The organism is Aeromonas salmonicida subsp. salmonicida (assembly GCF_001643305.1).
GTDB classification, from domain to species: Bacteria; Pseudomonadota; Gammaproteobacteria; order Enterobacterales; family Aeromonadaceae; genus Aeromonas; species Aeromonas salmonicida.
This window is the reverse complement of the sequence record NZ_LSGW01000118.1, coordinates 39,974-54,954: the sequence shown is the minus strand read 5'-3', so window position 1 is coordinate 54,954 and position 14,981 is coordinate 39,974. Positions and strand designations below refer to the sequence as shown.

Annotated in this window: 11 protein-coding genes and 1 pseudogene; 5 read left to right on the top strand and 7 right to left on the bottom strand. The window is 58.9% G+C overall.

What is annotated here, in order from left to right; translation table 11 throughout:
• Positions 1–25: 25 nt before the first annotated feature.
• Positions 26–1,399 (top strand): oxygen-independent coproporphyrinogen III oxidase, encoded by a 1,374-nt coding sequence (gene hemN, locus AXW79_RS21425; protein WP_005319882.1) that lies wholly within the window; start codon positions 26–28, stop codon positions 1,397–1,399.
• Between the two features lie 75 nt (positions 1,400–1,474).
• On the opposite strand, the gene add is transcribed toward hemN, so the two are convergent.
• The 5 genes from add to glnA all read right to left on the bottom strand — a co-directional run bounded on the left by add (position 1,475) and on the right by glnA (position 7,264).
• Positions 1,475–2,476, bottom strand: a complete 1,002-nt coding sequence (gene add / locus AXW79_RS21420) for an adenosine deaminase (protein WP_005319879.1) — start codon at positions 2,474–2,476, stop codon at positions 1,475–1,477.
• 141 nt (positions 2,477–2,617) lie between these two features.
• On the bottom strand, positions 2,618–4,036 hold the full coding sequence (glnG, locus tag AXW79_RS21415; RefSeq protein WP_005319876.1) for a nitrogen regulation protein NR(I): 1,419 nt from the start codon (positions 4,034–4,036) through the stop codon (positions 2,618–2,620).
• A gap of 9 nt (positions 4,037–4,045) precedes the next feature.
• A complete protein-coding gene (gene glnL, locus AXW79_RS21410; RefSeq protein WP_005319873.1) occupies positions 4,046–5,101 on the bottom strand; it encodes a nitrogen regulation protein NR(II) in 1,056 nt (351 codons plus the stop codon).
• Positions 5,102–5,181: 80 nt separating this feature from the next.
• Complete coding sequence (locus AXW79_RS21405; protein ID WP_005319870.1) at positions 5,182–5,763, bottom strand: DUF4124 domain-containing protein; 582 nt, start codon at positions 5,761–5,763, stop codon at positions 5,182–5,184.
• Positions 5,764–5,854: 91 nt separating this feature from the next.
• Positions 5,855–7,264: a glutamate--ammonia ligase gene (glnA, locus tag AXW79_RS21400; RefSeq protein WP_005319867.1), complete on the bottom strand. Its 1,410-nt coding sequence runs from the start codon at positions 7,262–7,264 to the stop codon at positions 5,855–5,857.
• Between the two features lie 351 nt (positions 7,265–7,615).
• Between glnA and typA the strand changes: the two genes are divergently transcribed.
• From typA to dtd, 3 genes and pseudogenes are all read left to right on the top strand, one after another.
• Positions 7,616–9,427: a translational GTPase TypA gene (gene typA / locus AXW79_RS21395; protein ID WP_005319864.1), complete on the top strand. Its 1,812-nt coding sequence runs from the start codon at positions 7,616–7,618 to the stop codon at positions 9,425–9,427.
• Positions 9,428–9,600: 173 nt separating this feature from the next.
• Complete coding sequence (locus AXW79_RS21390; protein ID WP_005319863.1) at positions 9,601–10,473, top strand: virulence factor BrkB family protein; 873 nt, start codon at positions 9,601–9,603, stop codon at positions 10,471–10,473.
• 84 nt (positions 10,474–10,557) lie between these two features.
• Positions 10,558–10,984, top strand: a pseudogene (gene dtd / locus AXW79_RS21385) (D-aminoacyl-tRNA deacylase).
• Between the two features lie 72 nt (positions 10,985–11,056).
• Here dtd and AXW79_RS21380 read toward each other — a convergent pair.
• The gene (locus AXW79_RS21380; protein WP_005319854.1) at positions 11,057–11,722 is read right to left on the bottom strand and encodes a spermidine synthase; all 666 of its coding nucleotides are present in this window, start codon (positions 11,720–11,722) and stop codon (positions 11,057–11,059) included.
• A gap of 173 nt (positions 11,723–11,895) precedes the next feature.
• Here AXW79_RS21380 and AXW79_RS21375 point away from each other — a divergent pair, with 173 nt between their 5' ends.
• Positions 11,896–12,816 (top strand): bifunctional GNAT family N-acetyltransferase/hotdog fold thioesterase, encoded by a 921-nt coding sequence (locus AXW79_RS21375; protein WP_005319848.1) that lies wholly within the window; start codon positions 11,896–11,898, stop codon positions 12,814–12,816.
• 46 nt (positions 12,817–12,862) lie between these two features.
• On the opposite strand, the gene AXW79_RS21370 is transcribed toward AXW79_RS21375, so the two are convergent.
• Positions 12,863–14,932, bottom strand: a complete 2,070-nt coding sequence (locus tag AXW79_RS21370) for an AsmA family protein (protein WP_005319845.1) — start codon at positions 14,930–14,932, stop codon at positions 12,863–12,865.
• Positions 14,933–14,981: the final 49 nt, after the last annotated feature.

The window sequence follows — 14,981 nt, the reverse complement described above, 5'->3', positions numbered from 1 at the left end:
GGATAACAAAAAAGAGGAAGCAAGCGTGCAAGCAGAACAGATTGTGTGGGATCAGGCCCTGATCGAAAAATATAACTACAGCGGCCCGCGCTACACCTCCTATCCCACTGCGCTGGAGTTCAACGAAAGCTTCGGCTATCCGGACCTGGTCCGCGCCGCAGGCCAGTACCCGGCGCGCAACCTGTCGCTTTACGTACACATCCCCTTCTGTCACAAGCTCTGCTATTACTGCGGCTGCAACAAGGTGATCACACGTCACCAGCACAAGGCCGATCAATACCTCGACTACCTCGAACAGGAGATCAAGGCGCAGGCGCCCCTGTTTAAGCATCGGCTGGTGACCCAGCTTCATTGGGGTGGTGGTACGCCTACCTATCTGAACGAAGCCCAGACCCGTCGCCTGATGGCCATGTTGCGTGAGCACTTCCAGTTCGCGGAGGAAGGGGAGATCAGCATAGAGGTGGACCCGCGTGAAATCGAACTCACCATGCTGGATGTGCTGCGAGAGGTGGGGTTCAACCGCATCAGTCTCGGCGTGCAGGACTTCAACAAGGCGGTCCAGGTTGCGGTCAACCGCGAGCAGGATAACGACTTCATCCGCGCCATGCTGGAGCGCGCTCGCGAATTGGGCTTTCGCTCCACCAATCTGGATCTCATCTACGGCTTGCCGCACCAGAACAGGGAGAGCTTCCACCACACCCTGGAGGAAGTGCTCAAGACGGATCCGGCCCGCCTATCCATCTTCAACTACGCTCATCTGCCGAGCCGCTTTGCTGCCCAGCACAAGCTGAAAGAGGAAGACATGCCGGCCCCTCGGGAGAAGCTGGCTATGCTGCAGGACACCATCGCCTTCCTCACCGGTCAGGGCTACCAGTTCATCGGCATGGATCACTTCGCCAAACCTGATGACGAGCTGGCGGTGGCGCAGCGTGAAGGCAAGTTGCACCGCAACTTCCAGGGCTACACCACCCAGGGAGATTGTGATCTGCTGGGATTGGGGGTCTCCTCCATCAGCATGATTGGCGATGCCTATTCCCAGAACCAAAAAGAGCTCAAAGCTTACTACGCCCAGGTTGAAGAACTGGGGCATGCCCAGTGGAAGGGGTGCTCCCTCAATCAGGACGACTTGATCCGCCGCGAGGTGATCAAACGTCTCATCTGCGATTTCAGCCTGAACTTCGCCGCCGTCGAGCAGGCTTATGGTCTGGTCTTCAAGGCGTATTTTGCCGATGATCTCAAGCTGTTGCAGACCTTTATCGACGACGGTCTGGTGCGCATGACCGACGATGGGCTGGAAGTGGTCTCCACCGGTCAGCTGCTCATTCGCAATATCTGCATGTGTTTCGATGTCTACCTGCGCAACAAGGCGCGCCAGCAGCAGTTCTCCCGGGTGATCTGAACAGGCAGCCCTGCACTGAAGATAAAAAACCGCCTTTCGGCGGTTTTTTTATGGGGTAAGCAAACGGTTCAAGGTTTAGCGGCGGGCGGCGCGGGCGCTCAGCTCGGCTTTCTCGCCATCGCTCAGGAAAGCGAGGGTCAGACCGTTTTGCTGGGCGGTGCGGATCTCGCTCGCCGTCATGCCGGCGGCCGGGGCGGCCACCTCATATTCGTGGGGCAGGTCTATGCCTTCGACCGCCGGATCGTCCGTGTTGAGGCAGACCAGCACACCGGCAGCCAGGAACTGGCGGATTGGGTGCTCGGTCAGATTCGTGACCGTGGTGGTCTGCAGGTTGGAGGTGAGGCAGGATTCGATGCCGATGCGGTGCTCCGCCAGATAAGCCATCAGGGCAGGATCCGCAATCGCCTTGACGCCGTGGCCGATGCGCTCGGCGCCGAGATCGCGAATGGCTTGCCACATGCTTTCGGGGCCCGCCGCTTCGCCTGCGTGTACTGTGACGCGCATGCCCGCATCACGGACCTTGCGAAAATGCTCGGTGAACAGCTCGCCCGGGAAGCCCAGTTCGTCACCGGCCAGATCGACGGCAACCAGTTTGTCGCGATGGGCCAGACAGGCGTCCAGCTCCTTGCGGCACTGTTCGGTGCCGAAGGTGCGGCTCATGATGCCGATGAGGTTGGTCTTGATGCCAAAGTCGCGGCTGCCAACTGCAACGCCGTCAATGATGGCTTCCACCACACCTTGTGGATGCAGTTTGTGGGTCATGGCCATGTAGGCGGGACTGAAGCGCAGCTCGGCATAGTCGATACCGGCACGCAGCAGATCCTCCACGTTCTCGTAGGCAACACGGCGGCAGGCATCGTAATCAGCCAGCACGGCCACGCCCCAGTCCAGTTTCTTCAGGAAGGCGACCAGACTCGGCTCATTCTCGACGATCTGCACGTGGGGGCGAAGTGCTTCCAGCTCAAAGGCTGGCAACTGGATATTGTGCTGACGGCCCAGCTCGAGGATGGTCTGCGCGCGGATATTACCGTCCAGATGGCGGTGCAGGTCGGTCAAGGGGAGAGATCTGTCAATCATGATGGCGCCTTCTTCGAGTCGGGTTTGAAAGCCTGCCATTCTAGGCAGGGCTTTCAAAAAAGATACCCCGTTTGAAATCAAACGGGGTCTTATTGGTCAGGGATTTGCCAAGGCGTGATGGGAATCGTTTTTCCAGAGGGCTCAGGAGAGGTCGAGCTCCTTGAGCTTGCGAGTCAGGGTGTTGCGACCCCAGCCAAGCAGGCGGGCAGCCTCCTGTTTGTGGCCATGGGTGTGATCCAGTGCCGTCTCCAGCATGATCCGCTCAAATTGGGGCAGGGCATCGGCCAGGATGTCGGTCTCCCCCAGTGCCAGCTTACTGGCGACCCAGTCCTGCAACTGCTGCTGCCAGCAGCCGGGCAGGGCAGGTTGGCCGGGCTCGGCCGTGTTGGTGATGGGGGTCAGCAGTTCGGCGGGCAGATCCCCTACCAGCACCTCCTGGCCCGAGGCCATGACCGTCAGCCAGCGGCAGACGTTCTCCAGCTGGCGCACGTTGCCCGGCCAGGCGAGACGGCTGATGTAGGCCTGGGTATCCGGGTGCAGGCTCTTGGCCTCCACGTTCAGCTCCTTGGCGGCGCGCAGCAGGAAGTGCTGGGCCAGTTGAGGTATATCCTCGCGGCGCTCCTTGAGGGCCGGAATATGAATGCGGATGACGTTGAGGCGGTGGAACAGATCTTCCCGGAATTCACCGTCTGCCACCCGTTTCTCCAGATTCTGGTGGGTAGCGGCGATGATCCGCACATCTACCTGCACCGGCTGATGACCGCCGACCCGGTAGAACTGGCCATCGGCCAGCACCCGCAGCAGGCGGGTCTGCACATCCAGCGGCATGTCGCCGATTTCATCGAGAAACAGGGTGCCGCCATCGGCCTGCTCGAAGCGGCCGTGGCGAATATTGTTGGCACCGGTAAAGGCCCCTTTTTCATGACCGAACAGCTCGGATTCGATGAGATCTTTGGGGATGGCGGCCATGTTGAGTGCGATGAAGTTCTTGTGGGCGCGCGGGCTGTGCTTGTGCAGCGCGTGGGCGACCAGCTCCTTGCCGGTACCGCTCTGACCGTTGATCAGCACTGAGATGCTGGAGCGCGACAGCCGGCCGATGGCGCGAAACACTTCCTGCATGGCCGGCGCTTCGCCGATGATTTCAGGTGTGGTGGCCGTCTCCTGCTGGCGTGCCTTGCGCTTGGTGCGCTGTTCTTTCAGGTGATTCTCGGCGCGGCGCACCAGGGTGACCGCCTCGTCGATGTCGAACGGCTTGGGCAGATACTCGAAGGCGCCCCGCTGATAGGCATTGACTGCGCTGTCCAGATCCGAGTGGGCCGTCATTATGATGATGGGCAGATCGGCCTGGCGGCGGTGGATCTGCTCCAGCAGGCTGAGACCATCGATGCCGGGCATGCGGATATCGGAGAGGATCACATCGGGCGAACGTATCTCCAGCGAGCTCAGCAGAGCCTCGCCATCGGCAAAACTCTCGCACTCGAAGCCTTCACTGCCGAGGGTGCGTTCCAGTACCCAGCGGATAGAACTGTCGTCATCGACGATCCACACTTTTGCTGTCATGACGTTCCCTTATTTGCGAAGCGGTAGAAAAATGGTGAATTCGGTGTGACCAGGCCAGCTGATGCAGTCGATACGCCCCTTGTGCTGATCAATCAGATTCTGGGCGATGGAGAGGCCGAGTCCGGTTCCCCCCTCCTTGCCGGTGATCATGGGGTAGAAGAGGGTGTCGCGGATGGCATCGGGAATGCCGGGGCCGTTGTCGATGATCTTGATCTCGGCCGCCAGCCGGTAGCGCTGACCATGGATGGTGATCTGGAAGGAGGTGCGGGTTTTGATGCGAATCAGTCCCATCTGTTCACCTATGGCTTCGGCGGCGTTGCGAACCATGTTGAGAAAGGCTTGCTGCAGATGATCCGGCTCCATCTCGAACTCGGGAATGCTGGGATCGTAATCCCGCTCTATGCGCACAGTGGGTGGCAGCTCCAGCTCCACCAGACGGCGCACCTGCTCCAGCACGGAGTGGACATTGTGCATCTGGTGGCGACCCGGACGCTGGGGGCCGAGCAGGCGATCGACCAGCACCCTCAGCCGGTCGGCCTGCTCTATGATGATGCCCGTGTATTCGCGCAAGGCCGGATCCGGTAGCTCTTTTTGCAGCAGCTGAGCCGCGCCGCGCAGGCCGCCCAGCGGGTTCTTGATCTCGTGGGCCAGTCCGCGCACCAGTTCCTTGGCCGCCTGTTGCTGGGCATGTTGTTGCAGCTCCTGGCTGATCTTCTTCTGCTGATCAATTTTGCGCAGCTCTACCACCATCAGCCGTTGTTCATGGTCGGCAAGCGGGCTTACGCTCATCTCCAGCAGCCTGGGTTCACCTTCCACCACCAGGGTCACTTCACTGTCGGTGAAGCCCTGCCCAGAGGTAAGGCATTGCTTGAGGCGCTGCAAATCGAGAGAGATATGTTCCAGCAGGTGGGGCAGCTCGATCCCGATCAGCCGAGGCTGGCTGAGGGAGAGCAGTTGTTCGGCCGCCGGGTTGACGAACTGGATGCAGAGCCGCTCATCCATCAGGATGACGGCGGTCAGCAAGTTATCGAGCAGTATCTTGGCTTGATCCGGGCGGGTTGGCACAGGTTTCTCCCTAAAACGGTGCTATACACCAGTAATGCACCAACGTGGTGCATTTAGTCTACCCGTATCGATGCACAGGATCACCCCTTGTTGGGGAGCGGGGTCACTTTAGGTGCCGGATTGATACTGGCTCGATGCAGGTAGAAGGTGACTACCCTTGATTTAGCAAGGATCGTACCGTCTTTGGCGAGTAGTTCGAGTTGTGCCTCGTGTGCGCCGCGATCCAGGTTTTCGACCCGAATAGCCAGGCCGTTGCTGACAATGGGGGCCGCCTTGCCATCCAGGGTCAGGCGCACGTCGTACTGGGTCGGCGGTTTGGGGCTTATCTGCCCCTGGAACACCACATTGCCCGTGTTGTCGCGCAGTGTGCTGCCCTGTTCCGGGGAGAGCATTTCGATTACCAGCTTGGCGGCTTCCTCCTCTTTCTTGGCATCAACGCCGGTCAGGCTGTTGAAGTTGTCCACCTGCACCGAGCGGGGGGCACCACCAATGAGAGGGGCAACACGCAGATCCACTTCTTTGGCCTGCTGGCCGGGAGGGGGGGCATCCGTGTAGTGAACGACGCCCTTGCTGTCTGTCCAGGAGTAGATCTTGGTGGCCTGGGCGACGGTGCTCGTCAACAGCAAAAGTCCCAGAGCCCATAGGGGGCATGCGTTTTTCATCCATCTCTCCTTGACGGGATTTTGCTTAATCCTATCAGAGAAAAAACCCGCCTGTTGGCGGGTTTGGTCAAGTTCCGAGCTGTGGTCCGGATTAAACGGAGTAGTACAGTTCAAACTCCAGCGGGTGCGGGGTCATGCGCACACGGTCAACATCATGCTGTTTCAGTTCCAGATAGGAATTGATGAAGTCATCGCTGAACACGCCGCCGCGGGTCAGGAACTCGCGATCGCTGTCCAGTGCGGCCAGTGCTTCGTCCAGAGAGCCGGCAACGGTCGGCACTTCTGCGGCTTCTTCCGGCGGCAGGTCATACAAGTTCTTGTCCATGGCATCGCCCGGATGGATCTTGTTGATGATACCGTCCAGACCGGCCATCAGCTGAGCTGCAAAAGCCAGGTACGGGTTGGCTGCCGGATCCGGGAAACGTACTTCGATACGACGAGCTTTCGGGCTCGGTACTACCGGGATACGGATGGAAGCAGAGCGGTTGCGGGCGGAGTAAGCCAGCATGACAGGTGCTTCATAACCCGGAACCAGACGCTTGTAGGAGTTGGTGGTCGGGTTGGCGAAGGCATTGATTGCCTTGGCGTGCTTGATGATACCGCCGATGTAGTGCAGTGCCATCTCGGACAGACCACCGTACAGGTCGCCAGCGAACAGGTTGACACCGTTCTTGGCTAGGGACTGGTGGCAGTGCATGCCGGAGCCGTTGTCACCGAACATGGGTTTCGGCATGAAGGTGACAGTCTTGTTGTAAGCGTGGGCCACGTTATGGATCACGTACTTCAGAACCTGTACTTCGTCCGCTTTCAGGGTGAGAGTGTTGAAACGGGTCGCGATCTCGTTCTGACCGGCGGTCGCCACTTCATGGTGGTGCGCTTCAACGACCTGGCCCATCTCTTCCAGCACTAGACACATGGCAGCGCGGATGTCCTGGGAAGAGTCAACCGGTGCAACCGGGAAGTAACCACCTTTCACGAACGGGCGGTGGCCCTTGTTGCCGTGCTCATACTCGGTACCCGAGTTCCAGGCGGCTTCTTCAGATTCGATTTTCACGAAGCTGTGGCCCATGGTGTTCGAGAAGGTGATGTTGTCGAACATGAAGAATTCCGGCTCAGGCCCGAACAGCACTGTGTCAGCGATGCCGCTGGCTTTGAGGAAATCTTCGGCACGCTTGGAGATGGAGCGCGGGTCGCGGTCATAACCTTGCATGGTGGCCGGTTCCAGCACATCACAAACGATGTTCAGGGTGGTCTCTTCGGTAAACGGGTCCAGCTTGGCGGAGGCCGCATCCGGCATCAGCAGCATGTCAGACTCGTTGATACCTTTCCAGCCGCCGATGGAAGAGCCATCGAACATCTTGCCGTCTTCGAAGAAATCTTCGTTGACCTGGTGGGAAGGGATAGATACGTGCTGCTCTTTACCCTTGGTGTCGGTAAAGCGCAGGTCAACAAACTTGACTTCGTGTTCCTGGATCAGGGCCAAAACGTTCTGGGCTGACATGCTAAGTAACCTCCGGTGTTAAAACTCTTAGGGTGAATGCGTCATCACATTCACATAAGCCAGTATCGTGCCAAGTTTGTGACAGCTTGATTTCAGGGCGTTTTCGGCTATAAGGCCGCCCCAAGACCTGCCATCTCAGCGCGTTACGCCTCAAAGTAGTGCAACTGTGGATCGTTTTGGTGCACTAAAATGGTGCGCAGTATACGGTCAGCCCCCATCTAAACAGGCTTTGATCGGAAGGTCTATGATCCTGATCCCCTGTTATGCGTGAATGCACTGCAATTATGCTAGGCAGATCACAAAGGCGAGAGTACAATTAGCGCCCAATTTTACCCGGTGATTGAGGCGAGAATGTTAGAGAATTTACGCAATATTGCGATTATTGCGCACGTAGACCACGGCAAAACTACCCTGGTTGATAAGCTGCTGCAGCAGTCTGGAACCCTGGACCGTACCACTGATGGTCAAGAGCGTCTGATGGATTCCAACGACCTGGAAAAGGAACGTGGTATTACCATTCTCGCCAAGAACACCGCGATCCGTTGGAAAGACTACCGTATCAACATCGTTGATACCCCGGGTCACGCCGACTTCGGTGGTGAAGTAGAGCGCGTTATGTCCATGGTCGACTCAGTGCTGCTGCTGGTTGATGCTGTTGACGGCCCTATGCCGCAGACTCGTTTCGTGACCCAGAAGGCATTCGCCCAGGGTCTGAAGCCGATCGTGGTCATCAACAAGATCGACCGTCCGGGTGCTCGTCCTGACTGGGTTATGGATCAGGTATTCGACTTGTTTGACAACCTGGGTGCGACCGATGAGCAACTGGACTTCAAAGTTGTTTACGCTTCAGCACTGAACGGCTGGGCCACCATGGACCAGGGCGTTGAATCCGACAACATGGAACCCCTGTTCCAGGCGATCGTTGACAACGTCGAGCAGCCGAAGGGTGACCCTGCCGGTGCTTTCCAGATGCAGATCTCTCAGCTGGATTACAACTCCTACGTGGGTGTTATCGGCATCGGCCGTATCAGCCGTGGTCGCGTCAAGACCAACCAGCAAGTCACCGTCATCGGTGCCGATGGCAAGACCCGTACCGGCAAAGTCGGTCAGGTGCTTGGCTACCTGGGTCTGTCCCGTACCGAAGTTGTCGACGCGCAAGCGGGTGACATCATCGCCATCACAGGTCTGGGCGAGCTGAAAATCTCCGACACCATCTGTGACAACAGTGCTGTTCAAGCCCTGCCGCCGCTCTCCGTTGACGAGCCGACCGTGAACATGACCTTCCAGGTCAACACCTCACCGTTCGCCGGTAAAGAAGGCAAGTTCGTGACCTCCCGCAACATCATGGAGCGTCTGAACCAGGAGCTGGTCCACAACGTGGCTCTGCGTGTGGAAGAGACCGAAGATCCGGACAAATTCCGCGTATCCGGTCGTGGTGAACTGCACCTCTCCATCCTGATCGAAAACATGCGTCGTGAAGGTTACGAACTGGCGGTATCCCGTCCGGAAGTTATCCTGCGCACCGTGGACGGTGTTCTGCACGAACCGTTTGAAACCGTGACTGTTGACGTGGAAGAGATCCACCAGGGTTCCGTGATGGAGCAACTTGGCCTGCGTAAGGGCGAGATGACCAACATGACCCCGGATGGCAAGGGCCGTGTCCGTCTTGACTTCATGATCCCGAGTCGTGGCCTGATCGGCTTCCAGACCGAGTTCCTGACCATGACGTCCGGTACCGGTCTGCTGTACCACACCTTTGACCATTACGGTCCGCACAAGGGTGGCAGCATCGGCGAGCGTCAGAATGGCGTGCTGATCTCCAACGCTACCGGCAAGGCGCTGACCTTCGCCCTGTTCGGTCTGCAAGACCGCGGTCGTCTGTTTATCGGTCACGCTACCGAAGTGTACGAAGGCCAGGTGATCGGTATTCACTCCCGCTCCAATGACCTGACTGTAAACTGCCTGAAGGGCAAGCAGCTGACCAACATGCGTGCCTCCGGTACCGACGAAGCCCAGGTGCTGACTCCGCCGATCCGCATGACCCTGGAACAGGCTCTCGAATTCATCGACAACGATGAGTTGGTAGAGATCACTCCCAAGGCCATCCGTGTGCGCAAGAAACTACTGACTGAAATGGATCGCAAGCGCGCCGGTCGTGCTTGATATCTGTTTATCGACAGACAGAGAGAGGCCTGCGGGCCTCTTTTTTTATGCCCATTTGACGGTGGATCACCAGCCAGTATACTCGGGCTGGTCGTACCGATCCGGTCCATGGGTGGTCAAATGACCATGCTATCTGACACAATGTCTGCATGATGAAGACGTTGAGAATCACAATGCAGCAGAAATTTGGTGGCCGTCTTGGCCATGCTCTCTCCTTTTTACGCCACGATGGCGGCCATTTTGCCCAGTTTGTCTGGAGCCGTTTCCAGCACGACAGGCTGACGGTCACTGCCGGTTATCTGGCCTATGTCACCTTGCTCTCTCTGGTCCCCATGATTGCCGTGGTATTTGGCATGATGTCCGCCTTCCCTGTGTTCCAGACCCTGAAACAGGCGATGGAGCAGTTCGTCTATCACAACTTCGTGCCGACCGCGGGTGAGATGCTCAAGGAGTACATAGATGGCTTCGTGGCGAATGCCACCAACACCACAGCGGTGGGTATCGGGGCCCTGATAGTGGTGGCGTTGATGCTGATCTCGGCCATCGACAAGAACCTCAACTACATCTGGCGCTCGACCCAGGGCCGGCCGCTGGCTCAGGCGTTTGCCATGTACTGGATGATACTGACACTGGGTCCTGTGCTTATCGGTGGCAGCATTGCCATCTCCTCTTACATCTTCTCGCTGCGGCTGTTCGGGGCCGAGAGTCTGTTCGGCATCGGTTACCTGTTGTTGCGCAGTTTGCCGTTCCTCTTCTCGGTACTCACCTTCCTGCTGGTCTATACGGTCGTGCCCAACTGCAAGGTGCGCCTGGTTCACGCCTTCATCGGTGCCCTGGTGGCGGCGACCCTGTTCGAGCTGGCCAAGCGCGGATTTGCCATCTACATCACCAACTTCCCCTCCTATCAGGCCATCTATGGCGCTCTGGCGACCATTCCGGTCCTGTTTGTCTGGGTTTATCTCAGCTGGTTGGTGGTATTGCTTGGCGCCGAGACCACGGCTTGTCTCGGCGAATATGAAAAACCGGTGAGCGAGGAGTTGGCCTGAGCCATCGCTTTGCCCGTCGTTTTCTTGGTAGCATCGACGACCGCCCCTGTGAGGGCGGTCGTTCTGTTTTGAGAGGAGAGGGATGTGATTGCATTGATCCAGCGGGTCTCCGAGGCCAGCGTGACAGTGGAAGGCGAAGTAACGGGTGCCATTGCCAATGGCTTGCTGGTGTTGCTCGGGGTGGAGCAGGGGGAGGGCGGACAAGTTGCTGCACAAGGTGAGCGGCTACCGCATCTTCTCCGATGAAGAGGGCAAAATGAACCTCAATGTGAGTCAGGCCGGTGGCAGTCTGCTGGTCGTCTCCCAGTTCACCCTGGCGGCGGATACCAAAAAAGGCATGAGACCCAGCTTCTCTGGCGGTGCCCATCCGACCGACGCCGAGCGGCTCTACGACTATTTTGTAGTGCAGGCAAAGGCCAGTGGCATACCGACCGAGACAGGTCGTTTTGCTGCCGACATGAAGGTGGCGCTGCTCAATGACGGCCCCGTCACCTTTTGGCTGCAGGTGTAGGCGTTATGGCCGCGAGCCCGCCCCTGGCTAAAGGCCTTTATCTGCAACGTGCAGACAGGGCCAGCCGTGGCGTTAGGGGGTCAGGTTGGTGGCGTGCAGTATGACGTTGCGATAGCCGGGCACCCCGTGGGTGCTGGTGAGGCCAATCCACTCCTCCGCCAGCCGCCTGGCCTGCGCCAGTTCGAGATGTGTCCGTGGCAGCAGGTTGACGATGAGGGTACCGCGGAGGCATTTGGCCAGTGCCTGATAGAGCGGAGCCTGAAACAGCAGCAGGGGATTGCCATCCTGACTGAACAGGTCGAGCAGCACGAAGTCATAGGTGTCGTCGTGGGCCAGCAGGAAGGCGAGGGCATCGGCGTGGTGCAGGTGCAACGCCCGGTCAACGGGCTCCGCCGGGTGGCGGAAGAAGGTCTGAAACAGGGTCAGTACCTCTTCATCCAGATCGACGCAGTCGTGCCGAGCCTCTGGCCAGCGCGCCCCCAGATGACGAGTGAGATCGCCACCGCCCAATCCCAGTTCCAGCACCCGGCTTGCGGTGGCGGGCAGCAGGTCTGCGATGCACTGCTGATGGGGCAGGCAGAGGGCGGCAGGTTCGGCAAGGGACATGGCCGATTGCACTACACCGTCGATCTCCAGCCAGCGGTGATGGGCATTTTCCAAGATAAAGAGGCGTCGTTCCGGTTTTGCGCTCAGGTGCAATAAGTGGTCGGCTTGGTACGCTTGCAGATTGAAGTCCATGAATTTGCACGGCAAGATGGTTTCCGACCAGTGTAACTCAAGGATAGAACTATGTACCGGGTGGTCACTCCCCAGACGGCAGCCGAACTGGATGCCTATTATCAGTTGCGCTGGGAGGCATTGGTGCGCAAGCCCTTCAATTTGTCCGTCGGCGCTAACTCAAGGATCGCTTTATGTACCGGGTAGTCACTCCTCAAACGGCAGCCGAATTGGATGCCTATTATCAGTTGCGCTGGGAACTACTGCGTAAACCCTTCAATCTACCCGTTGGTTCCGAGCGAGACGAATACGATACTGTCGCCATCCACCGCATGATGCTGGCGCCGGACGGTACTCCCATTGCCATTGGCCGATTGTTTATCGGTGGTGACGAGGCCCAGATCCGCTTTATGGCGCTGCGCACTGAATTCCGGGGACAGGGGTTGGGTGCCCGCATGGTGGAAGATCTCGAACAGCTGGCCCGCAGCGAGAAGGTGAAACGGCTGGTGATGAATGCCCGCCAGGAAGCGGTGGAGTTCTATCGCAAGTGCGGCTTCCTCGAAGTGGGGGAAGGGCCGGTCAGCTTTGGCCGCATTCCCCATCGTCAGATGATCAAATCCTTAAGCCCCTTGCAGACCATCCAGTATCGCCCCGAGTGGTGCCAGGATCTCACCACTCGCTGGTCGCAAGGCATCCCCATCAGCGAGAAGATGGGGGTACACATCACCCACTATGACGGCCAGACTTTTCATCTCAAGGCCAATCTGGCGGCCAACCTCAACGTGCATGACACCATGTTCGCCGGCAGCATCTACAGTCAGTGCGTGCTGGCGGGCTGGGGTCTCATCTGGTTGCAGCTGAAAGAGGCGGGTCTGGTGGGGGATACGGTACTGGCGGAGGGCAACATCAAGTATTACCGCCCGGTCAACGAGGAGCCCGAGGCGCGGGTTGCCAGGGAGGGGATGCCGGCCGTGCTGGCTCCGCTCAAGGCGGGGGAGTCGGCCAAATTCAGCCTTATGGTCAAGTTGTTCAGCGGCGACAAGCTGGCGGTAGAATTCATCGGCCAGTATGTGGTGCAATCGGTCAAACGGCGAGGCCAGTCCCCCGTTCTGTAAAAGCTACCTGAAACAAACAAGGCCTCGTGATGAGGCCTTGTTTGTTTTACTGAACGCTGGTCGACGCGGGTGCTTTTGGCTGTGGTGCTGGCCGCCAGAGCGGGCTATTGCGCCCCTGTGCAGGATAAGGCACCCCCACCTCCCAGCCACAGGAGGCCTGCCTGGCCGGAAACTCCCAGCTCAAGACGGGGGCATCAAGCGGGCCGCGCCAGTGGCTCAGCAGCTCGGCACAGCGTTGGCCATTCAGGACACCGAGATCCAGCTGCCACTGCTCCTTGACCAGATCCATGCCACCTTGCAGGGCGAGCAGGTGGGTGATGGTGGAGGCGCCAGCCTGTTCCAACTGCAGCTGGCCATGCTCGACCTTGCCTTGCAACTTGATGCGGTAGAAGGGTGTATCTCCTTCCTGCATCGCCTGCCACAGGCTTTCCGGCGTCAGATCAGGTGGCGTGGCGCCTTTGAACCATTCATCCAGCAGGGGGTCTATCTTCACCTTGTCCCAGAATGGATCAACCGCATCGAGGGCGAAGCTGCCCTGCAGGGTACTGCGCCACTCTCCTGCTGTCTTGCCATGCACGGCTTGCAGATCGGCACTCAGGTCGGCCTTGCCGGCGAAGGAGATGGGGGAGTGCAGTATCTTGCTCCACTGCACCAGATCCAGCTTTTCCCCCTTCACCTGCAGGCGGCTGCTTTGGCCTGGCTCCTTGCCCCACTGGCCGCTCAGGCTGAGTGAGCCTTCATCCGGCAGCGAGCTGGTCAGCTTGTTGAGCTGCCAGGAGCTGGGGGTCAGCTCGCCGTCCAGTTCGCCGTTGCGGGCACTAAGGCCGTCCCACACCAGCTCGAACCATTTGCTCTCGACCTTTGCCCGGCCGAGCAAGGGGGTTGGCTGCCGGCCTCGCAGGGCGAGATCGCTTAGATAGAACTGCCAGCCCGTCAGCGACAGGGGCAGGGTATCGTCGAAGGAGAGTACCTTGAGTTTGTCGAACGTCAGTTTGCGGATATCGATCTGTTGTGGCCGCCAGCTTTGCCAATCCTGCCACCACCCCTCTGGCAGGCTGATGTCCATGCCGCTCAGCGTCATGTCTTTGAGGGTCAGCTTCTGCTGCTGGGTATCGAGGGCCAGATCCAGATTGAATTCACCTTCATAGGCTTTGCCCTGCACCTCGGCATCGATCTGCTGTGGCGAGAAAGAGACTCGTCCCTTGAGATCTTCCAGCTGGAACAGGCCGCGGCCGAGATCACCGAGGCTACCCGTAAAGTAACCGGTCGGCGTACTGCCAGCCTGCCAGCTGAAGGCGGTGAGCTGGCCGTTGAAGTTGTTGAGGGAGATCTCCTGGGTGATGGCGGTGATGCTCACATCGCGCACCTGTCCCGTGTCCAGGCTGATGTGGCGCAAGGGCAGTTCAGGCTGGCCCATGGCTCCCCACTCGACCCGCATGCCTTGTGCCTTCAGATTGTGCAGTCGCAGGCTGCGGGCGGGCCAGTCCAGGGTCATGCCGGTTTCCAGCAGGCCATCGAACAGGTTGGCGGTCAGTTTGTCGGTACTCAGCACCTGGCCTTCCAGTCGTCCCTTCAGATTGAGGCGGGAGAGGGCAAAGGCCGGGGTTTCCAGCTCATTGATGTTGAGGCTCAGGTTGGCCTGGGGTGGCCGCACCGGATTGAGCAGCTGCCAGTCGTTGAGGGTGGCGTTGAGGCCGCTCAGGGTCAGCTCGTCACTGTGCAGACTGAGGCGATCGATAGTGCTGTCGCTGATGGTGAGGGAGTGAACCGGCAGGGTCGGCAAGGTGTTGGGCAGCGGCAGCTTGATGACGGGGCGAATGAGGTCGAGGTGGGCGATGCGTACGTCCCTGTTCAGCCAGTCGATGCTCTCTATTTCCAGATAGAGCTTGTCGAGGGTGATGGCGTCGCCATAGCTCACCTGCTCGGCCAGCAGGGTATAGGGATGGAGCGGGTTGAACACCAACCGCCCTATGGTGACCGGCACGCCGGTTTGCTGGCTGATCCAGCTGGCGATGGGGCCCCTGGCCCGTTCGGCGTCGAACAGACCGAGCGCGACCCAGACAAACAGCAGCAGGAAGGCAAATGTGTAGAGCAGGGCGCGAAGCCAGGAATTCATCGGTGCTTTCCTCCAGGGTCTGAGTGTTGTGGCAACACATCTATTGGGA